Raw genomic sequence first — 22,202 nt, forward strand, 5'->3', positions numbered from 1 at the left:
AAGAAACTCCTTCAAAACCATTTGTTTATTTTTAATTATCGGAATAATAGCGTCGATTTTTGTGAATTTGAACATTGGTTTCCTAAAATTAAATTTCTCTGATTTTTTTTCTGAAACCCAAAACTCACAAATTGCAGAACTTCGTATTAATCGGGTTCTCGTGATGCTTTTGGCGGGAATTTCCATTCCAACTTCCGGGTTTTTACTGCAGGAATATTTTCAGAATCCTTTGGCGGGACCTTCAGTTTTGGGAATTACTTCAGTCGCAAGTTTGAGTGTAGCATTCTACATATTCTTTTCACAAAATTGGGTGCTTCCGGAGTTTTTGCAAAACAGTTTTTTAAGTATCTCCGCAATTGTGGGAAGTTTGCTTTTGATGTTGGTTTTATTGGCATTTTCAAATCGGTTTCAAGATAAAAGTTTTCTCATCATTTTCGGATTTTTGGTTTCGGCTTTGGCGGGAGCGATTGTTTCGATTCTGCAGTTTTACGCCGATAATCAAAGTCTGAAAAACTATATTTTGTGGAGTTTCGGCGCGAATAATTCAGTTTCGAGAAATCAGATTTATATTTTAACGATTATCATTTTGATGGGTTTATTTTTAAGTTTTAAAACCATCAAACCGTTGATTGGAAATGCTTTGGGAACAAGTTACGCACAAAGTTTAGGTGTGAATTTGAATACATTAAAAATCCTTATAATTGTCGCTTCTTCCCTGCTTTCTGCTTCTGTCACTGCGTTTTTGGGACCCATTTTATTTATCGGAATAGTAGTTCCGCATTTCTGTCGAATGATTTACAATCCGGCAAAACTTTGGCAGCAATGGATTTTGAATATGTTTTTAGGAATTTTAATCATGGAAGTTTTTTCTTCGGCTTCAGAAATGTCGCAGTTTCCTTTGAATGTGATTACCTCTTTGTTTGGAATCCCGGTGATTTTGTTGATGCTTTTGAAGAATAAAACCGCTTGATTTGTTTTACGCAAAGACGCAAAGATTTTTTTTATTAAAGGGCTTTTTTTAAGGCGCAAAGAAATTGATAAATCAATTTTAGTTTGGAAATTAGTAAAAGATATAAAATATTATGACAGAAAATGAGTTATCAAAAATCGTTTTCGAAGCAGGATTAAAAATTCATAAAAAACTTGGTCCTGGCTTATTTGAAAGCGTTTATGAAGAATGCTTGTTTTATGAACTCAACAAAATCGGCTTGAAAGTTGAAAAACAAAAAGTTCTTCCAATAATTTATGAAGAATTAAAAATTGATAACGCATTTCGACTTGATATGATTGTTGAAACAAAATTATTTTAGAAAGCAAAGCACAAGAATTTATCAATCCATCACACAAAGCACAATTATTAACCTATTTAAAAATGACGGATTGTAAATTGGGAATGCTAATAAATTTTAATGAAGAAACTTTCAAAGCAGGTGTAACAAGAATAGTGAACGGTTTGTAAAACCAAAACCAAAATTGACGAAGTCAATTCCTTGCGCCTTAAATATAAAGAATTTAACAAATTTTCTTTGCGTCTTTGCATAAAACCAAAAATGTTTCTACAACTAAAAAAAACAGACATCGGCTATAAAACTCCTTTAATCAAAGGCGTTGAAACCTCTTTGAAATTAGGTGAGGTTTGTCTTTTAATCGGAAACAACGGTGTTGGTAAAACCACTTTAATCAAAAGCATTCTCAACCAAATTCCTGTTTTGGATGGGGAAATTTTTCTAAACAAAAAAAACATTAAAATCCTTTCTTCCAAAGAAATTGCGGAACAAGTCGCCATCGTTTTTTCAAAATCTCAGGTCCCCGCAAATTACACTCTAAAGGATTTAATTTCTCTAGGAAAATACATTCATTACCCCTATTATTTTGAGTTAAATGATTCCGACAGACAAGAAGTTGATGAAATTATCGAAAGTTTAAATTTAAACCAATACAAAGATTTTCAATTACAAAAACTTTCGGATGGAAATCTTCAAAAAGCATTTATTGGTCGCGCTTTGGCTCAAAATTCTCCTTTCATTATACTGGACGAACCCACCACACATTTGGATGAAGAAAACAAAATCATCATTTTGAAATTGTTAAGAAATTTAGCGAAAAAACAAAATAAACTTATACTATTTTCTTCTCACGATTGGCGATTGGCAAAGGAATTTTCAGATAAAATCTGGTTGGTGAATGATGGAAAATTGGATGCAGGAATTACCGAAGAAATACTTTTAAAACATCATGAAATTTTAAGTCCACGCCTCTTTCAGGTCAACGAAAATTTTATTCCACCCCAAATTGTAGGTCCCGATTTGGAGAAGGAAATGCTCTATTCTTTCCTTCAAAAAAACTTCAAAAAAAACCTTTCACATCTTAAAGTTGAGTTTAAGGATGTATTTTGGGAAGTTTCAAATGATTATTTTCAAGAAAAATGCGCTTCCTTTGAAGAAATTGCACATTTAATTGAAAACCACCATTAATTCTACATTTCTGCAAAGTGTTTAATTTATTATGCATGCATAACATTATGCAATTCATATAAATTAATATTCTGAAAATCAATTATTTAAAAGATCAATTGAAATTACTATGCATGCATAGTAATTTATTGTTATATTTGTCTAAACCACATTAGTTAAGATTATGGAAAAGAAAAATCCTGAAAAAGTTGAAAATGTTGACCTGATTCTCAAGTCGACATGGTTGGCTGTCTCGAAGATGTATTCCGAAATGGCTCAAGACCACGACGCGACTGCTGTTCAAGCACTTACGCTTTTGAAAATCGACCCGAAAGAAGGAACACGGAGTACCAATCTCGGTCCAAAAATGGCGATCGAACCGACTTCATTGACAAGAATTATCAAGCTGCTCGAAGACAACGGATATATCTACAAAGAAAAAACCACGAATGATAAACGTGAAGTCATCATTAAACTGACCGATAAAGGTCTGAATTCAAGGAATTTATCGAAAGAAGTCGTGGTTAATTTTAATAAAAAGGTAATGGAAAAAATAGCACCCGAAAAACTCGAAGTTTTCAAGGATGTAATGAACGATATTTTAAAAATTGCCAACGATTTAAATCAAAAAAAATAGACAAAATGCGAGTTTCGGGTTAAGAGTTCATACTTTAAACCTCAAATTCTAAACTTTAAACAACTCATTTTTAAATATGAAAAGACGCATTAAACACGTTACCGTTCTCGGTTCGGGAATTATGGGAAGCGGAATTGCGGCGCACTTTGCAAACATCGGCGTTGAAGTTCTCCTTCTTGATATCGTTCCTTTCGAACTCACGGAAGCGGAACAGAAAAAAGGTCTTACCAAAGACGACAAAGCCGTGCGAAACCGCATCGCCACAGAAAATTTTGAAAAACTGAAAAAAGCAAGTCCTGCCCTTCTTTATACGCCACAGTTTGCGGAAAGAATTACCGTAGGAAACTTCGATGACGATTTACCGAAAATCAAAAACACCGATTGGATTATTGAGGTGGTGGTTGAGAGATTGGACATCAAAAAAGCAGTTTACGAAAAAATTGAGCAGTTCAGAAAACCGGGAACTTTGGTTTCTTCCAACACTTCCGGAATTCCAATTAATATGCTTGTAGAAGGCAGAAGCGACGATTTCAAAAAATATTTCGCAGGAACGCACTTCTTCAATCCGGTAAGATATTTACCACTTTTGGAAATCATTCCAACCAATGACACCGATCCTGAAATAGTGAAATTTTATATGGAATACGGTGCAAAATTCCTTGGAAAAACCACCGTTTTAGCGAAAGATACACCTGCATTTATCGCCAACAGAATTGGGGTTTTCTCCATGATGAATTTACTTCACGAAGTTCAAGGATTGGGTTTAACCGTGACTGATATTGATAAATTAACAGGTCCTGTAATTGGTCGTCCAAAATCTGCGACGTTCAGAACCGCGGATGTTGTTGGTTTGGACACTTTGGTTCACGTTGCAAACGGGGTTCGTCAAAGCGGTGCAGAAGCCAATGATTTCAATGATGTTTTTGCACTTCCAGATTACATTCAGAAAATGATGGAGAACAAATGGTTGGGTTCTAAAACCGAACAAGGTTTCTTCAAAAAAGTAAAAAATGCTGAAGGAAAATCTGAAATTCAAGGTTTGAATTTGGATACAATGGAATATGAACTTCAAGGTAAATCCAACTTCCCTACGCTTGAACTCACGAAAAATATTGATAAACCGATTGACAGATTTAAAGTTTTAATCGGTGGAAAAGATAAAGCAGGCGAATTGTATAGAAAATCTTTAGGCGCATTGTTCGCTTACGTTTCTCACAAAGTTCCTGAAATTTCCGATGAAATCTACAAAATTGATGATGCAATGCGTGCCGGTTTCGGTTGGGAAAACGGTCCGTTTGAAGTTTGGGATGCAGTTGGCGTGGAAAAAGGAATTGACTTGGCGAAAGATGCAGGTTACGAAGTTTCGGATTGGGTAAAAGAAATGGCTCAAAAAGGCGAAACTTTCTATAAAGTAAACGACGAAGGACAAAGCATTTTCTTTGATAAAAATTCAGGAAATTACAGCAATATTCCAGGACAAGATGCATTTATCATTCTAGATAATATTAGAAAAAATAAAACACTTTGGAGCAACTCCGAAAGTGCCATTCAAGATTTGGGCGACGGAATTATCAATTTTGAAATCCGTTCCAAAATGAACTCACTTGGAGGCGGCGTTTTGGACGGTTTAAACCGTGCAATCGACCTTGCTGAAAAGGAATACGACGGTTTGGTTGTCGGAAATCAAGGCGCGAATTTCTCTGTTGGAGCTAATTTAGCGATGATTTTAATGATGGCAATTGACCAGGATTGGGACGATTTGAATATGGCAATCGCCTACTTCCAAAAATCAATGATGAGGGTTCGTTACTCCTCAATTCCTGTGGTTGTTGCGCCGTTCGGAATGACTTTAGGCGGTGGTTGCGAAATGACGATGCACGCCGACAAAGTTGTGGCAGCCGCAGAAACTTATATCGGATTGGTGGAAACCGGTGTTGGTGTCATTCCGGGAGGTGGTGGAACGAAAGAATTCGCGTTGAGAACTTCCAAAAAATTCCAACCGGACGATGTGAAAAATAACAGAATGCGCGACGCATTTATGAACATCGCGATGGGAAAAGTAGCAACTTCTGCTTATGAAGCTTACGATATGGGAATTTTGGAAAAGCATAAAGACATCGTTGTTGTAAACAAAAACCGTCAGATTGCCGAAGCCAAAAAAGTAGCAAAACTAATGGCAGAACAAGGTTACACGCAACCAATTCAACAAACTGTAAAAGTTTTAGGAAAAGATGCGCTTGGAATGTTCTACGTGGGAACCGACCAAATGTTGACCGGAAACTACATCTCCGAACACGATAAAAAAATTGCAGACAAATTAGCGTATGTAATGGTTGGCGGAAATCTTTCAGAACCGACAGTGGTGAACGAACAGTATTTATTGAATTTGGAAAGAGAAGCATTCTTGCAACTTTGCGGCGAGAGAAAGACTTTAGAGAGAATTCAATATATGCTTCAAAACGGTAAACCGCTTCGTAATTAAGAACAAGATACAAGGCAAAAGATACAAGTTTTGAGGAGCCACAAAGTGGCGAAATCATTAGCAAAGGGTGAAGCCCTTTGAAAAATCAAAAAAGCCAATGTTAAAAAGCCACGAAGTGGCGATATTAAAATTATTAAAATATAACAAATGTCAAAACAAGCATACATAATAAAAGGATATAGAACAGCGGTGGGAAAAGCACCGAAAGGTTCTCTTCGCTTTACGCGTCCCGATGTAATGGCGGCGACAGTCATTGAAAAATTGATGGCTGCAGTTCCGCAACTCGACAAAGACAGAATTGACGACCTTATCGTAGGAAACGCAATGCCTGAAGCAGAACAAGGTTTGAACGTGGCACGTTTAATTTCTTTAATGGGATTAAACACCGACAAAGTTCCGGGAGTTACCGTAAACAGATATTGTGCATCCGGTTCGGAAGCGATTGCAATTGCCTCTGCAAAAATTCAGGCAGGAATGGCGGATTGCATTATTGCAGGTGGAACAGAATCAATGAGTTACATTCCTATGGGCGGTTACAAACCGGTTCCCGAACCAGATACTGCAAAATCCAACCCTGATTATTATTGGGGAATGGGTTACACCGCGGAGGAAGTGGCAAAACAATACAACATTTCCCGTGAGGAACAGGATGAATTTGCTTTTAATTCTCATATGAAAGCGCTGAAAGCGTTAGAAGAAGGAAAATTCGCCAATCAAATTGTTCCAATTCCTGTGGAATACAATTTCTTGGATGAAAACCAAAAAATGCAAACCAAAAAATTTGATTTTTCTGTAGATGAAGGTCCGAGAAAAGAGACTTCTTTGGAAGGTTTGGCAAAACTTCGTCCGGTTTTCGCAAACGGAGGTTCGGTTACGGCAGGAAATTCATCGCAAATGAGTGATGGTGCTGCTTTCGTTATCGTGATGAGCGAAGATATGGTGAAAGAATTAGGTTTGGAACCCGAAGCAAGATTGGTGGCTTATGCAGCCGCAGGTTTAGAACCGAGAATTATGGGAATGGGACCAATTTACGCCATTCCAAAAGCATTAAAACAGGCTGGTTTAGAACTGAAAGATATTGATTTAATTGAACTGAATGAGGCATTTGCTTCTCAATCCGTTGCGATTAAAAAAGAATTGAATTTAAATCCTGAAATTTTAAATGTAAACGGAGGCGCAATCGCACTTGGACATCCACTTGGTTGTACAGGAACGAAATTGACCGTTCAATTATTAGATGAAATGCGAAAACGCGGAAACAAATACGGAATGGTTTCTATGTGCGTTGGAACGGGACAAGGAGCGGCGAGTATTTTCGAGTTGCTATAATTTAAAAACCACAAAGGCAAAAAGTTTTGATTTTTCAAGTGGATAAAACTTGTGCGTTTAGGAGAAAACAAAAGTTTGAAAATCAAAGATTTTCACTTCTTCCAAAGAACAATGTTTGTGTAGAAAATTGAATTTGCGTGTTAACGGTTGCGCTCCATAGGAGCGCTATCTAAAAAAGCGAAATGATTTTTTACCGAATTTGTGGAGCCGCGAAGCGGCGAAATCAATAGCAAAGGGTGAAGCCCTTTGTGAAATCATCAGCAAAGCGTGAAGCCCTTTGAAATTTGAAATGTGAAAACAAAAATTGCAAAAAGCCCTGAAAGGGCGACATAAAATAGAGCGCAACTTTGCGTGAGGGATAGAAACGGTTACCCCGCAATCCCGAATATTCGGGATGAGGAGTAAAAGTGGATAGCCCGACCTGAATGAGGAAATGGATCCCGATGAAATCGGGAGTAATGACCGAGTGAAGGACACGCCCAAATTAAATAAATAAAAAAAAACAAAAACAATGAGCGATACATTAACAAACGTAAAAGGCGGCGAATTCTTAATTAAAGACATTGCTGCAAGCGAGATTTTTTCTCTTGAAGAATTGAACGAGGAGCAAAAAATGCTTCGCGATTCCATCAAAGAATTTATTGATAAAGAAGTGGTTCCAAATCGTGAGAGATTTGAGCACAAAGATTATGCATTGACCGAAGAAGTGATGCGCAAACTCGGAGAAATGGGCGTTCTTGGAATTGCCGTTCCTGAAGAATACGGCGGTCTTGGAATGGATTTCACCACCACAATGTTGGCTTGTGATATGGCTTCCGGAGCGAACGGTTCGGTTGCGACTGCTTATGGAGCGCACACCGGAATTGGAACATTGCCGATTTTGCTTTACGGAACTGAAGAACAAAAGAAAAAATACCTTCCGGATTTGGCTCAAGGAACGAAATTCGGTGCATATTGTTTGACGGAACCGGATGCAGGCTCTGACGCCAATTCTGGAAAAACGAAAGCAAGGCTTTCCGAAGACGGAAAACATTACATCATCAACGGACAGAAAATGTGGATTTCTAACGCAGGTTTTGCTGATACTTTCACGTTTTTTGCAAAAATTGATGATGATAAAAACATTACAGGTTTCGTCATTAACCGTTCGGAATTGGAAAATCCTGAAAGCATGACTTTCGGTGAGGAAGAGCATAAACTCGGTATTCGCTCCTCTTCTACTCGTCAGGTTTTCTTCAACGATATGAAAGTTCCTGTGGAAAATCTTTTGGGCGAAAGAAACAACGGTTTCAAAATCGCTTTGAACGCACTGAATGTGGGTAGAATTAAATTGGCTGCCGCGAATTTGGACGGTCAGAGAAGAATTACTTCGCTTGCCATCAATTACGCGAATGAAAGAAAACAGTTTGGAGTTGCGATTTCTACTTTCGGAGCTATCCGTAAAAAAATTGCGGAAATGGCGACGGGAATTTTCGTTTCAGAAGCGGGTTCTTATCGTGCAGCGAAAGATGTTCAGGATAAAATTGATGAACTCGTTGCAGGCGGAATGAACCATCAACAAGCAGAATTGAAAGGTGTTGAAGAATTTGCAGTAGAATGTTCCATTTTGAAAGTTTTTGTTTCTGATTTAACGCAACACACCGCAGACGAAGGTATCCAAATCTACGGAGGAATGGGCTTCAGCGAAGATGCACCGATGGAAGCGGCTTGGAGAGACAGCAGAATTGCTAGAATTTACGAAGGAACCAACGAAATCAACCGACTTTTGGCTGTTGGAATGTTGATTAAAAAAGCAATGAAAGGTGAACTTGATTTGCTAAAACCGGCAATGGCCATCGGAAAAGAATTGATGGGAATTCCATCATTTGAAGTTCCTGATTATTCGGCTTATATGTCTGAAGAAAAAGCGATTATCCACAATTTGAAGAAAGTTTTCTTGATGGTTTCAGGAGCCGCACTTCAAAAATATATGATGGATATTGAAAAACAACAGCACTTATTGTTGAACGCTTCCGAAATTCTGAACCAAATTTATATGGCAGAATCTGCAGTTTTAAGAGCCGAAAAACATTTCGCTCCTGATTCTGTGGAAGCAGCAATGGCGCAATTAAACCTTTACAAAGCCGTTGAAAAAATCATCGCCGCCGCAAAAGAAGGCATCGTTTCCTTCGCAGAAGGCGACGAACAACGAATGATGCTTTCCGGTTTGAGAAGATTTACAAAATACACCAACACGCCAAATGTGGTTGCACTAACCGAAAAAATTGCAAAACATTTCGTGGACAAAGGCTCTTACTAGAAATAGTTTGATATGTGGTTTGAACGCTCCTTTTTTAAGGGGCGTTCTTTTTTTGGAAATCAGTCAAGAAATCTTTTAAAATTTGAAGCATTTCACTATTTTTACAATAGAAAATCAAACATGACCAAAGAAGAACTTTTAAATAAAGCCATCAAAATCGCAAATCGCGCCCACAAAGGACAAACCGACAAATTCGGAACACCGTACATCGGTCACATTATGCGGGTAATGAATTACGGAAAAACGTATGACGAAAAAATTGTAGGCGTTCTACACGACGTAATTGAAGACTGCCCCGAAATTACCTACGAATACCTTTTACAGGAAGGTTTCAGCAACGAAATTGTTTTCGCGATTGAATGTCTCACCAAAAATCCTGCTGATCAGGATTATACCGAATTTGTGAAACAAACGGAAAGATCACCACTCGCAATTGCAGTAAAGTTGAATGATCTACGTGATAACATGGATTTAACGCGTTTCACAAAACCCTTGACAGAAAGGGATTTCAAGCGGTTAAATAAATATTTGAATGCGTATCTTTACTTGAAAGAGAAATATTAATCCACCGTTTTTTCGGAATCTTCCAAAAGCAAATTAAGTTCTTGCAATTCTTCGGCGGTTAAATCACGCCATTTCCCTAGTGGAATATCTAGTTTGATGTTCATGATTCGGATGCGTTTCAGCTTTTTTACTTCGTAACCGAGGAACTCACACATTCTTCGGATTTGCCTATTTAAACCTTGCGTCAGAACAATTCTAAAAGACAAAGTATCGATTTGTTCGACTTCACATTTTTTGGTGACTGTTCCCAAAATAGGAACGCCGTTTCTCATTTTATCTAAAAATCTCGGCGTAATCGGTTTATCGACTCGTACGATATATTCTTTGCCGTGATTGTTTCGTGACCTAAGAATCTTATTGACGATATCACCGTCAGAAGTTAAAAGGATCAAACCTTCACTTGGCTTATCGAGACGACCAATCGGAAAAATTCTCTTTGGATGATTCACGAAATCGACAATATTATGTTTCTCTCGTTTTGTATCTGTTGTACAAACAATTCCGACAGGTTTATTTAAAGCGATGTAAACGTGCTCTTCTTCGGTTTTTCTAATGGAAATTCCGTCCACAAAAATTTGGTCATCATCGGAAACTTTTGTACCCATTTCAGGAACTGTTCCGTTGACGGTAATTCTTCCCTGCTCAAGTAGTTTGTCGGCTTCTCGGCGTGAACAGAAACCTACTTCGGAAAGGTATTTGTTGATGCGGGTTTTTTCCATGAGTGATGAGTAATGAGCAATGAGTAATATTAAAAATCCGCAGAAAATCCATAATCGTTTTCTAAGTAATTTGACGATGCATTTTCAATAGAATACGCCCCTATTTTTGTTCTTCTTAAATTTGTCAAATACGCACCAACTCCCAATTCCTGACCAATGTCGTGAGCTAAACTTCTAATGTAAGTTCCTTTAGAACAACCAACGGTAAAACGAACAAAAGGTAAATCAATTTCAACATCCTTTAAATAATGAATGGTGGTTTTTCGGGATTTCATTTCTACTTCGTCTCCTTTTCTCGCCAAATCGTAGGCACGTTTCCCAGCAATTTTAATGGCGGAAAAAATGGGTGGTTTCTGTTCGATTTCTCCTACAAATTTTTCTAAAACTTCATGAATAAATTCCGAAGAAATATGTGAAAAATCCTCATGCAGAATTTCGGGTTTTTCGGTGTCGTAAGATTCGGTTTGAACGCCAATTTTTATTTCCGTTAAATATTCTTTCGGTGCGTCCTGGATTTCGGGAATTTTTTTGGTGAACTTTCCTGTGCAGACAATGAGCAAACCTGTTGCGCGCGGATCCAAAGTTCCTGCATGACCGATCTTGAATTTTTTCGGGAGGTTAAACTCTTTTTTGAGTTTGTATTTGAGTTTGTTGACTGCCTGAAAACTCGTCCAATCCAGAGGTTTGTCTAAGAGGATGATTTGTCCATCCAAAAAATCTTTATCGGTTTTCAAAGGTTGTCAATTTTTTGAATCAATTCTGTTTTTAATTGGCAAACTGTGTAAAATAAATCAACAACACAATTCCCACAACAATTCTGTACCAACCCCAAGGTTTGAAACCGTACTTCATCAACACTCCAATAAAAAATTTAATTGCAAGTACTGCAACCACGAATGCGACCACATTTCCAACAAGAAAAAGCATCAGATTATTTCCCTGCAAAATCATTTCATAACCTTTTTGTTCCAAACCGTTGTGATTCCAATCTTTCAAAAAAATTGAATAGACAGAAACCGCCAACATCGTAGGAACCGCCAAGAAAAATGAAAATTCCGCCGCGGCTTTTCTCGTCAATCTTTGCTGCATTCCACCAATGATGGAAGCTGCACTTCTACTCGTTCCGGGCATCATCGCCAAACATTGCCAAAAACCAATGATAATCGCACTTTTATAGGAGATATCCTTTTCGTCATCCACAGTATGAACTTTGAACAATTTATCAATAAAAAGCAATACGATTCCCCCTAAAATTAGTACAATCGCAATGGGAACAGGATCGCCAAGAATTGCTTCAATTTTATCGTCGAACAGTTTTCCCAAAACCAAAGCAGGAACAACTGCAACCGCCAATTTTAAATAAAAATTCAAATTTTTGAAATCGAAAAACTTTTTCCAATACAGAAAAACTACTGCGAGAATGGCTCCGAACTGAATGGAAACCTGAAACATTTTCACAAACTCATCTTCCTGAATTCCGAAAATCGAACTTGTAAAAATCATGTGTGCGGTGGAAGAAACAGGAAGATATTCCGTTAAACCCTCGATGATTGCAATGATGATTGCTTTGATTAAATCCATCTGAAATATGAGTAATTGGTAATGAGTAATAAGTAATGAGAAGGCGTAATTATTTATTGCGCTTCAAGATGGCGTAAACTTCCACGACGAAACCTGCGATAACTAAAAGCGGCGCAATACGGATTCTGCGGATAGAGAAAATTCCCTCGTTCCACAGATTTGGATCGTATTTTCCATCGACGGTATTTGCGTCGGGTCCCATCATCAGAAGAAATCCTACTACGATTAAAACCAAACCAATCAACATCAGTTTATAGTTTTCTTTACCGAAATAGAAATTGTTTTCCTGTGGAATTTCCGCCTCTTTTTTTCCGATATTGTCGGCGGAGAAATTCTTATATTTTTTGCTCATTTTTAAGAATAATATAAATCATCAACATTAGAACTCAAGAATCTCCAAGTTGCAAAAATGGTACTTAAAACCGTGATTAAAACGCCGAGTAAGAAAATTCCAACCACCAAAATAATCAATTGATTGTTGTCTTGCGCGAAAGGAGTTCCAATTTCGGTAATAAAATAATACCAAGCTCCGAAAAGTACGGCTAAACCAAGCAAAGCTCCAATTACTCCTAAAATTACCGCTTCTTTAATAAATGGTTTTAAGATAAATCTTCGTTTGGCTCCAACCAACTGCATTGTTTTGATAATGAATCGTTTAGAGAATATTTTAAGTCGAATGGAGTTATTGATTAAAACCACCGCCAAAATCAAAAACAGAATGGAGAACCCTAAAATCCATTTCAAAATATTGTTGAGGTTATTGTAAACATCGACCATCAAGGTAGAGTTGTTTTTTACGTCCACAATTCCCGGCGTTGCCTTGATTTGTTTGATGGCTTCATCTATTTTTGCAGGATCTACATATTCAGGCTTTAAAGCAACTTCTACTGATGAAGGGAAAATATTTTCTTCGAAAAGCGCACTCGATTCAATTCCCATGCTCTTCTTCGCTTCGGCTGCAGCCATTTCTCTTGTGATGTAGGTTGCGCGTTTTACAGGCGCAAGTTTTTGAATTTTTTGGAAAGTCTCGTTTTCCATCTTCACGATTTTCACCGAATCCTTTGCATCATAATTTTCGTCAAAATAAGCATTCACTACCAATTGTTCCTTAATATAATCGGAATATTTTTGAGCATTAATCAAGATAAGTCCCATTAAGCCAAGTAAAAATAAAACCAAAGCAATACTGACAACTACCGTAATATTGCTCGAGCGAAGTCTCCTTTTGTTAAAATCTTCAACTGTCTTTGCCATTAAATAAAAAATTTCTGCTAAAATAGAAAAAAACTTCCGTAATTTGCCGTGAAATAGAGAATTTCGGTGTTAAAAAAAACTTAAAGCGGGAAGCTGGATGATGGAAGCTGGAAGTTTACAAAAGGTATTAAAACCATTTTTTTTTGCTATAGAAAATCTTGAATTTTGAATCTTGAATCTAGAATTAAATGAGCGTAAAAGCCAAAAAACATCTCGGGCAACATTTCTTGACAGACGAAAATATTGCCAAAAAAATTGTCGATGGATTAAGTTTTGAGAACTATCACAAAGTACTTGAAGTGGGTCCCGGAATGGGCGTTCTCACCAAATATTTGTTGGAAAAAGACGCCGAAATTTTCGTGGCAGAAATCGATGCTGAATCGGTGGATTATCTTAAAAAGAATTACCCAAAACTTCAGGAAAATCATTTTACGGGAGACTTCTTAAAAATTAATATTGAGGATGTTTTTGGTGAACAAGTTGCGGTAATCGGAAATTTTCCCTACAATATTTCGTCGCAGATTTTATTTAAAATCATTGATTATTACAGGCAAATTCCTGAAATGGTGGGAATGTTTCAGAAAGAAGTCGCCGAAAGAACCGCCGCTGTTCCCAGAACGAAAGACTATGGAATTTTGTCGGTTTTGGTTCAGGCTCTTTATGACGTGAAGTATCTTTTCACCGTTCATGAAAATGTTTTCAATCCGCCCCCAAAAGTGAAATCGGGAGTTATAAAACTGACACGAAATCCAAAAGAAGGTTTGCAAGGAAACGAGGTTTTATTCAAACAAATCGTGAAGGCGGGCTTCAATCAAAGGAGAAAAAAATTGTCGAATGCGTTGAAAGTTTTGAATATCCCCGAAAATTTAAAAACACATCCTTTTTTGAACAAACGTGCGGAAGAACTTTCTGTGGAGGATTTTATAGCTTTTACAGTTGAATGGAAAAACGCCTAATAAAGTTGTTTTTTCCGCAGATTTAGCAGATTCCATCAATTTTAAATTATACGAAACTATTCCTCGGTAGATTTTTCCTCTTCATCTTCACCCTCTTTTTTCAATTCCTCGAGTTGATTTTGAAGTTTTGAAATCATTTCCTTTAAAGCTTTAATATCGCTTTTATTCGAGGAAACATGGCTTTTCAGCATCACGTTTTTGGCGCGTTCGTTGTGGTCGTCTTCGTCTTCATCTTCGGCTATATCTTCAATGTCTTCCTGAATTTCATCGATGTCTCCCGAAATTTCGTCAATATCTTCGCTAATTTCTTCGATATCTTCCTGGATATCCTCGATATCTTCTTGAATTTCAGTAACATCCTCCTTCAAATCTTCAATATGTTCGTGACTTCTGTTCACCGACATCTGAATGAAAATCGCCAAGTAAATCGCTTCTAAAGACAGAACTGTAGTTAAAACCAAAAGCATTTTATCAAATTCAACCAACCCGAAAAGTGGTAATAAAAATGCAGTCAAAAATACTAATGAATGTATAATGAGGGAGGGAATAGAACCAATCCACCACATAATTCCATCGGTAACTTTGGTGAGAAACTGAATGTTTTTTTCGCGCTGTTCTTTTCGTCCCATCTTCTGCAAAATTTTTCGCTAATTTACTCAAAAATCCTTGGAAACTCCCAAACCGAACAAGGCAAAATCATATTTTGCGGGGTCTTCGCCATTAAATTTTCGTAATACCGAATCCATTTCTTCCACCGTTTTCCAATCGTTTTGTTTACGTTGAATTAAGTTGAGTCTTCTTGAAATATTTCCCGTGTGTACATCGAGCGGAACGGACAAATATTTTTGGTCAATGTTTTCCCAAATCCCGAAATCGACTCCTTTCTTGTCTTTCCGCACCATCCAACGGAGGAACATCATTAATCTTTTCGCAGAAGAATTTTTGTAGGTCGAACTGATGTGTTTATGACTTCTGTGAATATTTTCTCCTAAGAACTTTTGTCGAAATCTTTCCAAAGAATGATAGAAATTGAATTCATTTTCATTAGTCAAAAACAAAATTTCCAGACTTTCGCTTTCAGAATAAATTCTTTTGAGATTCAAAATAAACTCTCGGAAATCTTCACCACTGAAAGTTCGGTGAATGCTCTTTTGCTCTAAAGTTTTCAATTCTTTTCCTGAAACATTTTGCACAAAATCGAATGGTGAATTTCCCATGAAATTCATCATTTTTGTGGCGTCATTAATAATGGATTTTCTATTTCCCCAAGAGATGGTTGCGGTAAGAAATCCTGCAATCTCAACATCCTGTTTCAAAGAAAATCGGTGCGGAATCTGAATGGGGTCATTCTCAATAAAGTCGGGATTGTTGTAAAAGTCTGCTTTTTCGTCGAGGAAACCTTTGAGGTCCGTTACGAGTTGCGAGATGCGGGTTTCATCATTTATCATTGATCAATCATCATTTATCCTCAAATTCCAATCTTAACTGGTTCCAGTGCTTTTGGTAAAAATGTATTTGGAAAAATCTCTCTGGCTTCATCGGTGAAAACCGTTACATCACCATACCGATTAGAAAAATGACCGAGAATTAGTTTTCCTACATTGGCTTTTCTTGCAATTCTTGCAGCTTCCAAAGCGGTAGTGTGTCCTGTATAATCTGCCATTTCCTTTAAATCGTGTAAAAAAGTAGCTTCGTGATAAAGCACGTCAACGTTTTCAATCACAGCAACAACCTCTTCCCAATATCTGGTATCGCTGCAAAATGCGTAGGAAACTGGTTTTGAAGGCGGAGTTGTAAGCACTTCGTTCTTTAAAATATAGCCATCGCTCAAAACAAAATCTTTCCCGAGTTTTAAATTATGATAATCGCAGGTTTCAATTTCTGGATATTTTGAAATTTCCGCCATGTTGAGATGTCGTTCTTTTGGTTTTTCCCGGAACAAATATCCGTTGCAATAAATCCTGTGATTAAGCGGAATGGTAAAGACTTCTACTCTATGATCCTCGTAAATCTTTTCTGATTTCTTGCTCTCTAATTCATGATAAACCACCTCAAAACCACGATGTGTTTCTGTAATTCTAAAAATGGTTTCAAGCATTTCTTTAATTCCTTTCGGAGCATAAATATGAAGCGGCGTTTCTCTTCCCAAAAGCCGGAAACTCGCAATCAATCCGGGCAAACCGAAACAGTGGTCACCATGAAGGTGCGAAATAAAGATATGGTTGATTTTAGAAAATCTTGCTTTTGCCTTTCTCAACTGAACCTGAGTTCCTTCTCCACAATCGATGAGAAAACACCTTTCTTCCATCTCAAGAAATTGCGCAGTTGGCGAAGAATTCACCGTGGGAATTGCAGAATTGTAGCCGAGAATGGTAAGATAAGTACTCAATATTATTGATGAATGATAATTGATAAATGATTTTGGAAACTACAAATTTACGGAATATTTCGTCATAAAGATTCGTAGAAACCTTTAACTTGTATCTTTTAAAACCTGATAAATCTATTCTGAATTCTTTCTATTGATAAAGAAATAAACAGGAAGTCCCAACAAAATCAAAATAAATCCAGGCCATGTGTATTGGGGTTTGAACCAAATTAAAAGCACGCAAAACGCAATTCCAATCAACAAATACAAAATCGGTGTGACTGGATAAAGCCAAGTTTTGTACGGTCTTTCCAGGTTTGGTTTTTTGATTCTTAAATAGATGACACCGAAAACGGTAATCATGTAAAATAGTACGATGACGAAAGAAATCATGTCCAACAAATCGCCGTATTGACCGGAAAGCGCTAGAACTGAGGACCAAATTCCCTGCATCCAAAGTGATCTTTCAGGAACGTTGTGTTCGTTGTTTTCAATGGCGGATTTAAAAAATAAGCCGTCTTTCGCCATGGATTGATAAACCCTTGCTCCCGCCAAAACCAATCCATTGATACAGCCGAAAGTTGAAATCATCACCAAAACCGCCATAATCATGGTTCCGATGCTTCCAAAAATAACTTCTGAAGCAGCAACTGCAGGTCGATTCTTATCGGCAAATGCAATTCCGTCTCTATCCAACGCATTGAGGTAAACAAAATTGACGAGCAGATAAAGAATCATCACCACTGTTGTTCCCAAAACCATTGATTTCACCACGTTTTTCTTTGGATTTTCAATTTCGCCGGACATGAAAGTTACGTTTTCCCAAGCGACGGAACTGAAAATTGAACCCACCAAAGCAGCGGCAATTCCACCGAGAAGTGTCATTCCGCCAATAGGTTTCCAACCTGTTGGAAGCAGATTATTACCAACTTCCCTACCGAAATCCTGAAAACTATTCCAACCAAAACTCATATTTTCAGCCCATTGCGAATTTTTAACTAAAAGAAATCCGAAAACAATAATTCCTAAAAGCGCCAAAATTTTTGAGGAAGTAAAGATATCCTGCAAAATTTTACCATTTTTAAGTCCTTTCGTATTGATAAAAGTCAGCAACAAGATGATGACAATCGCTAAAATTTGAATCCAAGTTATTTTAAAGGTTCCGCTTTGAAAAATCGGGGCAGAATCATTTAAGGCAGGTATGAGATAAGCCGTAAATTTCCCGAAGGCCATTGCTACAGCGGCAATTGTTCCGGTTTGAATTACCGTAAACAATCCCCATCCGTAAAGAAATCCGCTCATTTTCCCGAAAATTTCGGTGATATAAGTGTATTGTCCACCCGCTTTTGGAAACATCGAGGAAAGTTCGCCATAAGAAATTGCGGCGGCAACCGTCATGATTCCGGTGATAATCCACACCACAATCAGCCAATAACCTGAACCGAGATTCCTCATCATATCGGAGCTCACAATAAAAATTCCGCTACCAATCATCGAGCCCATTACGAGCATCGTGGCGTCCCAAAGTTTGAGTTTTTTCTGCATAAAAGTTTTTGTTTCAAGTTTACTCACGTCTCTTTTTATTTTATATTTAAGTTCGTGAGTGCTTCGCATTACAAGTTTTAGGCTTCAAATTTGAAAGTTGTAAATATATAAATTTTCGGCAATGGTTTTTAAATTCCAATAAAGTCTTTGTTAAAGTTTTTAAAATTGATTGTGTTTTCGGAAATTTAAACTTGAAAATTTTTGCTATTTTTGTAAAAATTAAAAGAAATGAAAAAAATAGCCCTAATTCTTACGATAGCATTTTCAACAGTAGTTTTCGCGCAGGAAACGGCGACAAAAAAAGTTAGTCCGCCCGAGGGAAAAGCGTTGGTTGGTGATTCTTACGGAGCAAAAGTTTCGGCAAATGCAGAGCAAAAAGCAATTTCTCCCAAACAATTGGAAAAGAAATTAAAGAAATCTAAAAAGGTTGAAAACGTTGCCATCAAAGGAAAAGTAACCGATGTTTGCGACAAGAAAGGTTGTTGGTTGACCGTAGAAACCGAAAACAACGAGAAGTTTTTCGTGAAAATGAAAGATTACGCCTTCTTCGTTCCTACCGCTTTGAAAGGTAAAAACGTGATTTTAGAAGGAAACGCTGAAACCAAAGTAATTTCCGTTGACGAACAAAAACATTACGCGGAAGACGCAAAAAAATCTCAAGCAGAAATCGACGCTATTACAAAACCACAGGAAGAAATCAGATTTTTGGCGAGTGGGATTAAGGTGGTGAAATAATCATGAGTAATGAATAATTAGCGATAAGTAATAAAGCGAAATCAATTGATTTCGCTTTTTTTTTATTCTATTATGAAATTAACTTCCGCGTCGAGTTTTGGGAATTTCTTGTCTGAAATGAATCTTTTTCCGGTACAATCGATTTCTTTCCAACCCTTCTTTTTACCGATATCTCCAACTTCCACAACAATTGGAGTGAACGAAATTTCATCATCGCCTTCAAAAATTTCTTCTTTATACTGAACGGCAATATCCAGAACACATTCAAAATCGGTGTTCAATTTAACGTTTCTGTAAATCACGTCGAAATGAGTTTCTTTGTTTTCAGGGATTTGCTGGTAGGTTTCCCAATTTTCTGTGGAACCTTTTAATTCTGAAATGGCTTTCAAGCCTTCATATAAAGCAATCGTATAAAATTTTCGTGTTCCTTTTCTTTTATAATCATTGGGGAAATGTCCACCTTCATATAAAATGGTAGCAATTCCCATTTTCGTAAAATTATCTCCCGTTGAAGTCGGATAAAATTCGTCGTTATATCTTGCTATTTGATTGGGAATTAGTGGATTTATAACTTCATAAATTCGAGAAATCACCGCCATTGCTTTTTTTCGGGTTTCTGTAATTTCTCTCTCGAAATTTTCAGAAGGAGCTAAAAATGAAAGCGTTGCAGGATTCTCGCCATCTGTTGTGAAAATCGTTCTTTGCTCGTGAAGATTTAATGCATAATCGTAGTTCCCGCTTTCTGCCATTTTTTTAAGCAGCGGAAATTCTTTGCTTGATAGTTTTAAATAATCACGGTTCATATCAATGTCTAAAGCATTTCTCCTCGTCCATTTTTCTGAACCATCCGGATTGAGCATGAAGATGAAATCTAAAGTAATTTTAGAATATAAATCTTCTTGCAAGTTGGGTTGATGTTTGAAAACCTCCAATAAATCGAGCATTGCGTGAGTTGCATTCGATTCGTTTCCGTGCATTTGCGACCATGCTAAGACTCTTGTTTCACCATTTCCCAAAGTAATTTTATAAATGGGTTTTCCCAAGTAGGAAGTTCCGACTTGTAAAATTAAATCGCTGTAATTTGTCTGTAGATAAAAAAATAATTTTTCGGGGCAAATATAGCGATTTGGGAAATCAGGATTTTGTAGGTAATTCAAGTTTTCTAGCATCAATCAAAATATTACATTTTTCAAATTTAATTTTTTTAATTAAAATTAAAAATTAACTTTTGTAAAATTGTTAAACAAGTCAAAATGTCAGTTTGTCTGTTGATAATTTTGTGGATTGCATTATTTTAAAAATAATATTGTAACTAATTTAAAATCAATATATTATTTTATTTAATTAAATAATTTTATCAATATTACTTTAAGTGAAAATTACTGTATAAATCTCCATTTGGAAGAAACTTTTCTAAACGAGAAAGAAAAATATCATTCTATCCGTTCCAACAATTTTTACAATTGTAAATTGATTCTAAAATTTAATAATCCTTATCTTTGCGCTTATTTTTTATATATGACAAGCGAGACTTTATTTTTATTAGGATTCTTATTATTCATCTTTTTCATCCTGGCTTTAGACCTTGGACTTTTAAACAAAAAGTCGGACACGGTTTCAATGAAACAGGCGGGTTTGATGAGTTTTTTCGTTGTAGCACTTTCCATGTGCTTTTATTTTGTGTTGATTACTTATGGTCACCTACTCCACGGAATAGACAGTATAGAGAAACTTCAGAGCGTAATTACTCGACATCATCATCCGGTGAAAATCATTCCGGGAGATTTGGATCACAGCATTCAACTCTATAATCAAAATTTAGGTTTAGAATATTTAACAGGTTATGTTGTAGAATATGCATTATCTGTAGATAATATATTTGTTATCGTTCTTATTTTTGGGGCTTTTGGGGTTGCGCAAAAGAATTACCATCGGGTATTATTTTGGGGCATTTTGGGGGCAATTGTGATGCGTTTCATCTTCATCTTTGTGGGAGCTGCTTTGATTGAGAAATTTGAATGGATTATGTATGTTTTCGGCGCTTTCCTGGTATTTACAGGAGTTAAGATGTTCTTCGACCGAGAGAGTGACGAAAAGATAGATACTCAAAACCATCCTGTAGTCAAATTTGCCAACCGATTTTTCAAGGTTCATAATCACTTTGTAGGCAATAAATTCTTTGTTACTATTGATGGTGTAAGAAAAGTTACTCCTTTATTCTTGGTACTATTAATCATTGAGGGAACCGATTTAATTTTTGCTGTGGATAGTATTCCGGCTATTTTTTCGGTAACAAAAGATCCATACATCGTATTCTTTTCCAACATTTTTGCGATTATTGGATTGCGTTCCATGTTCTTCTTATTGGCAGGAATTATCGACAAGTTCCGTTTTCTAAAAATTGGTTTGGCTGTACTTTTAACATTCATCGGATTGAAGATGTTATTCCATCATTATTTGGAAGAATGGGGATTCTCAACGACACATTCTTTGTTGATTATTGTAGGAATTTTAGGGGCAAGTATTTTATTCTCACTAATTTTTCCTGAACGTAAAAAGGAGAGAAAATTAAAATATAATCCTGAAAACCAAGACGATTTACACTGATAATTTAATTTTGTAAATAAATTAAATAATATAAGACCAATGCTTTACGTGTTGGTTTTTACTTTTGTAAAATATATCAACGTGCTTTTATTTACATTTGTATTTTATTTTTGTAAATTAATTATTTACATTTGTAATTATGAATTTAAACGAGCGGATTTCAAAAATCATAAAATATTCAGAACTTTCCTTATCGGAATTCGCTGACAAGATCGAGGTGCAGCGTTCCAACATTTCGCATATCACTTCCGGACGAAATAAACCTTCCTTAGATTTTTTGATTAAGATTAAAGACCATTTCCCCGAATTACAGTGGGATTGGCTCATTAATGGAGATGGTGAAATGTTGAAAAAAATCGAACCCGAAATTATTCAGGAGAAACCAAAACCTACTTCACTACCCGATTTGTTCTCCTTAATCGACGACGATAATTTTGGAATGACAGAAAGTGAAGACCGAGTTTCAAAAGAAAAGCCGCGAGAATTTAAAATTCCTGAGCCAACTCCCGAAAAAGAAAAAATATCCGATTCTCAACGATTAGAAGTCCCGGAAAATAAAACTATTTCACAAGTTATTGAAAATCAGGAGAATAAAATAAAACGAATCGTGCTATTTTACGAAAACGGAAAATTTGAGAGTTTTGAACCTGATTGTTAGCGGAAATTGTAAAAT

At 36.6% G+C, this 22,202-nt stretch carries 21 protein-coding genes and 1 pseudogene; 12 read left to right on the forward strand and 10 right to left on the reverse strand.

Translation table 11 applies throughout. The features are described from left to right. Positions 1 to 19 precede the first annotated feature (19 nt). The 8 genes and pseudogenes from J4771_RS02810 to J4771_RS02845 all read left to right on the forward strand — a co-directional run bounded on the left by J4771_RS02810 (position 20) and on the right by J4771_RS02845 (position 9,764). Positions 20 to 970, forward strand: a complete 951-nt coding sequence (locus J4771_RS02810) for an iron ABC transporter permease (RefSeq protein ID WP_224137741.1) — start codon at positions 20 to 22, stop codon at positions 968 to 970. Between the two features lie 112 nt (positions 971 to 1,082). Beyond that, positions 1,083 to 1,459 (forward strand): annotated as a pseudogene (locus J4771_RS02815) (GxxExxY protein). Between the two features lie 91 nt (positions 1,460 to 1,550). Continuing rightward, entirely contained in the window at positions 1,551 to 2,474 is a 924-nt protein-coding gene (locus J4771_RS02820; RefSeq protein WP_224136205.1) for an ABC transporter ATP-binding protein, read from the forward strand. Positions 2,475 to 2,637: 163 nt separating this feature from the next. Beyond that, entirely contained in the window at positions 2,638 to 3,090 is a 453-nt protein-coding gene (locus tag J4771_RS02825) for a MarR family winged helix-turn-helix transcriptional regulator (protein ID WP_224136207.1), read from the forward strand. A gap of 76 nt (positions 3,091 to 3,166) precedes the next feature. Further along, entirely contained in the window at positions 3,167 to 5,572 is a 2,406-nt protein-coding gene (locus tag J4771_RS02830) for a 3-hydroxyacyl-CoA dehydrogenase/enoyl-CoA hydratase family protein (protein WP_224136209.1), read from the forward strand. Positions 5,573 to 5,719: 147 nt separating this feature from the next. Next, positions 5,720 to 6,901: a thiolase family protein gene (locus J4771_RS02835; RefSeq protein WP_224136211.1), complete on the forward strand. Its 1,182-nt coding sequence runs from the start codon at positions 5,720 to 5,722 to the stop codon at positions 6,899 to 6,901. Between the two features lie 511 nt (positions 6,902 to 7,412). Continuing rightward, positions 7,413 to 9,200 (forward strand): acyl-CoA dehydrogenase family protein, encoded by a 1,788-nt coding sequence (locus J4771_RS02840; RefSeq protein ID WP_224136213.1) that lies wholly within the window; start codon positions 7,413 to 7,415, stop codon positions 9,198 to 9,200. 120 nt (positions 9,201 to 9,320) lie between these two features. Then, positions 9,321 to 9,764 (forward strand): phosphohydrolase, encoded by a 444-nt coding sequence (locus J4771_RS02845; protein WP_224136215.1) that lies wholly within the window; start codon positions 9,321 to 9,323, stop codon positions 9,762 to 9,764. Here J4771_RS02845 and rluF read toward each other — a convergent pair. Genes rluF through J4771_RS02870 form a run of 5 tightly spaced genes read right to left on the reverse strand, consistent with a single transcriptional unit; the run spans position 9,761 to position 13,318 of the window. Further along, positions 9,761 to 10,483, reverse strand: coding sequence for a 23S rRNA pseudouridine(2604) synthase RluF (gene rluF, locus J4771_RS02850; RefSeq protein WP_224136217.1), 723 nt, complete (start codon positions 10,481 to 10,483; stop codon positions 9,761 to 9,763). The two genes, J4771_RS02845 and rluF, sit on opposite strands and share 4 nt — an antisense overlap. Positions 10,484 to 10,512: 29 nt before the next feature. Next, the gene (gene truB / locus J4771_RS02855; protein ID WP_224136219.1) at positions 10,513 to 11,217 is read right to left on the reverse strand and encodes a tRNA pseudouridine(55) synthase TruB; all 705 of its coding nucleotides are present in this window, start codon (positions 11,215 to 11,217) and stop codon (positions 10,513 to 10,515) included. Positions 11,218 to 11,248: 31 nt separating this feature from the next. Then, positions 11,249 to 12,064: an undecaprenyl-diphosphate phosphatase gene (locus J4771_RS02860; RefSeq protein WP_224136221.1), complete on the reverse strand. Its 816-nt coding sequence runs from the start codon at positions 12,062 to 12,064 to the stop codon at positions 11,249 to 11,251. 49 nt (positions 12,065 to 12,113) lie between these two features. Further along, entirely contained in the window at positions 12,114 to 12,416 is a 303-nt protein-coding gene (locus tag J4771_RS02865; RefSeq protein ID WP_224136223.1) for a DUF3098 domain-containing protein, read from the reverse strand. Positions 12,417 to 12,418: 2 nt separating this feature from the next. Beyond that, the gene (locus J4771_RS02870) at positions 12,419 to 13,318 is read right to left on the reverse strand and encodes a cell division protein FtsX (RefSeq protein ID WP_224136225.1); all 900 of its coding nucleotides are present in this window, start codon (positions 13,316 to 13,318) and stop codon (positions 12,419 to 12,421) included. A 188-nt stretch (positions 13,319 to 13,506) separates the two neighbouring features. Between J4771_RS02870 and rsmA the strand changes: the two genes are divergently transcribed. Next, entirely contained in the window at positions 13,507 to 14,274 is a 768-nt protein-coding gene (gene rsmA / locus J4771_RS02875; protein ID WP_224136227.1) for a 16S rRNA (adenine(1518)-N(6)/adenine(1519)-N(6))-dimethyltransferase RsmA, read from the forward strand. A 56-nt stretch (positions 14,275 to 14,330) separates the two neighbouring features. Here the strand turns inward: rsmA and J4771_RS02880 are convergent, their stop codons facing one another. The 4 genes from J4771_RS02880 to J4771_RS02895 all read right to left on the reverse strand — a co-directional run bounded on the left by J4771_RS02880 (position 14,331) and on the right by J4771_RS02895 (position 18,187). Next, the gene (locus tag J4771_RS02880) at positions 14,331 to 14,903 is read right to left on the reverse strand and encodes a DUF1003 domain-containing protein (RefSeq protein WP_224136229.1); all 573 of its coding nucleotides are present in this window, start codon (positions 14,901 to 14,903) and stop codon (positions 14,331 to 14,333) included. A gap of 27 nt (positions 14,904 to 14,930) precedes the next feature. Further along, entirely contained in the window at positions 14,931 to 15,722 is a 792-nt protein-coding gene (locus tag J4771_RS02885; protein WP_224136231.1) for a TIGR02757 family protein, read from the reverse strand. 20 nt (positions 15,723 to 15,742) lie between these two features. Beyond that, complete coding sequence (locus tag J4771_RS02890) at positions 15,743 to 16,663, reverse strand: ribonuclease Z (RefSeq protein WP_224136233.1); 921 nt, start codon at positions 16,661 to 16,663, stop codon at positions 15,743 to 15,745. Positions 16,664 to 16,777: 114 nt separating this feature from the next. Further along, positions 16,778 to 18,187 carry an APC family permease gene (locus tag J4771_RS02895; RefSeq protein ID WP_224136235.1) on the reverse strand — a complete coding sequence of 470 codons (1,410 nt, stop codon included), beginning with the start codon at positions 18,185 to 18,187 and terminating at the stop codon, positions 16,778 to 16,780. A 228-nt stretch (positions 18,188 to 18,415) separates the two neighbouring features. Between J4771_RS02895 and J4771_RS02900 the strand changes: the two genes are divergently transcribed. Continuing rightward, the gene (locus J4771_RS02900) at positions 18,416 to 18,922 is read left to right on the forward strand and encodes a DUF4920 domain-containing protein (RefSeq protein WP_224136237.1); all 507 of its coding nucleotides are present in this window, start codon (positions 18,416 to 18,418) and stop codon (positions 18,920 to 18,922) included. A gap of 62 nt (positions 18,923 to 18,984) precedes the next feature. Here the strand turns inward: J4771_RS02900 and J4771_RS02905 are convergent, their stop codons facing one another. After that, entirely contained in the window at positions 18,985 to 20,091 is a 1,107-nt protein-coding gene (locus J4771_RS02905; RefSeq protein WP_224137742.1) for a M14 family zinc carboxypeptidase, read from the reverse strand. Between the two features lie 349 nt (positions 20,092 to 20,440). Between J4771_RS02905 and J4771_RS02910 the strand changes: the two genes are divergently transcribed. Both J4771_RS02910 and J4771_RS02915 read left to right on the forward strand, forming a co-directional pair. Beyond that, positions 20,441 to 21,529 carry a TerC/Alx family metal homeostasis membrane protein gene (locus J4771_RS02910; protein WP_224137752.1) on the forward strand — a complete coding sequence of 363 codons (1,089 nt, stop codon included), beginning with the start codon at positions 20,441 to 20,443 and terminating at the stop codon, positions 21,527 to 21,529. A 139-nt stretch (positions 21,530 to 21,668) separates the two neighbouring features. Next, the gene (locus J4771_RS02915; protein WP_224136240.1) at positions 21,669 to 22,187 is read left to right on the forward strand and encodes a helix-turn-helix domain-containing protein; all 519 of its coding nucleotides are present in this window, start codon (positions 21,669 to 21,671) and stop codon (positions 22,185 to 22,187) included. Positions 22,188 to 22,202: the final 15 nt, after the last annotated feature.

It is taken from the genome of Candidatus Kaistella beijingensis, from assembly GCF_020084865.1.
Lineage (GTDB): Bacteria > Bacteroidota > Bacteroidia > Flavobacteriales > Weeksellaceae > Kaistella > Kaistella beijingensis.

What these genes read in the sequence shown, in the direction of transcription:
- J4771_RS02860 (WP_224136221.1), bottom strand. Translation starts at nt 12,064, where the DNA reads ATGGATTTAATCAAAGCAATCATCATTGCAATCATCGAGGGTTTAACG.
- J4771_RS02865 (WP_224136223.1), bottom strand. Translation starts at nt 12,416, where the DNA reads ATGAGCAAAAAATATAAGAATTTCTCCGCCGACAATATCGGAAAAAAA.
- J4771_RS02880 (WP_224136229.1), bottom strand. Translation starts at nt 14,903, where the DNA reads ATGGGACGAAAAGAACAGCGCGAAAAAAACATTCAGTTTCTCACCAAA.
- J4771_RS02825 (WP_224136207.1), top strand. Translation starts at nt 2,638, where the DNA reads ATGGAAAAGAAAAATCCTGAAAAAGTTGAAAATGTTGACCTGATTCTC.
- J4771_RS02910 (WP_224137752.1), top strand. Translation starts at nt 20,441, where the DNA reads ATGACAAGCGAGACTTTATTTTTATTAGGATTCTTATTATTCATCTTT.
- J4771_RS02915 (WP_224136240.1), top strand. Translation starts at nt 21,669, where the DNA reads ATGAATTTAAACGAGCGGATTTCAAAAATCATAAAATATTCAGAACTT.
- J4771_RS02895 (WP_224136235.1), bottom strand. Translation starts at nt 18,187, where the DNA reads ATGCAGAAAAAACTCAAACTTTGGGACGCCACGATGCTCGTAATGGGC.
- J4771_RS02900 (WP_224136237.1), top strand. Translation starts at nt 18,416, where the DNA reads ATGAAAAAAATAGCCCTAATTCTTACGATAGCATTTTCAACAGTAGTT.
- J4771_RS02840 (WP_224136213.1), top strand. Translation starts at nt 7,413, where the DNA reads ATGAGCGATACATTAACAAACGTAAAAGGCGGCGAATTCTTAATTAAA.
- rsmA (WP_224136227.1), top strand. Translation starts at nt 13,507, where the DNA reads ATGAGCGTAAAAGCCAAAAAACATCTCGGGCAACATTTCTTGACAGAC.
- J4771_RS02885 (WP_224136231.1), bottom strand. Translation starts at nt 15,722, where the DNA reads ATGATAAATGATGAAACCCGCATCTCGCAACTCGTAACGGACCTCAAA.
- J4771_RS02835 (WP_224136211.1), top strand. Translation starts at nt 5,720, where the DNA reads ATGTCAAAACAAGCATACATAATAAAAGGATATAGAACAGCGGTGGGA.
- J4771_RS02905 (WP_224137742.1), bottom strand. Translation starts at nt 20,091, where the DNA reads ATGCTAGAAAACTTGAATTACCTACAAAATCCTGATTTCCCAAATCGC.
- rluF (WP_224136217.1), bottom strand. Translation starts at nt 10,483, where the DNA reads ATGGAAAAAACCCGCATCAACAAATACCTTTCCGAAGTAGGTTTCTGT.
- J4771_RS02845 (WP_224136215.1), top strand. Translation starts at nt 9,321, where the DNA reads ATGACCAAAGAAGAACTTTTAAATAAAGCCATCAAAATCGCAAATCGC.
- J4771_RS02830 (WP_224136209.1), top strand. Translation starts at nt 3,167, where the DNA reads ATGAAAAGACGCATTAAACACGTTACCGTTCTCGGTTCGGGAATTATG.
- J4771_RS02820 (WP_224136205.1), top strand. Translation starts at nt 1,551, where the DNA reads ATGTTTCTACAACTAAAAAAAACAGACATCGGCTATAAAACTCCTTTA.
- J4771_RS02870 (WP_224136225.1), bottom strand. Translation starts at nt 13,318, where the DNA reads ATGGCAAAGACAGTTGAAGATTTTAACAAAAGGAGACTTCGCTCGAGC.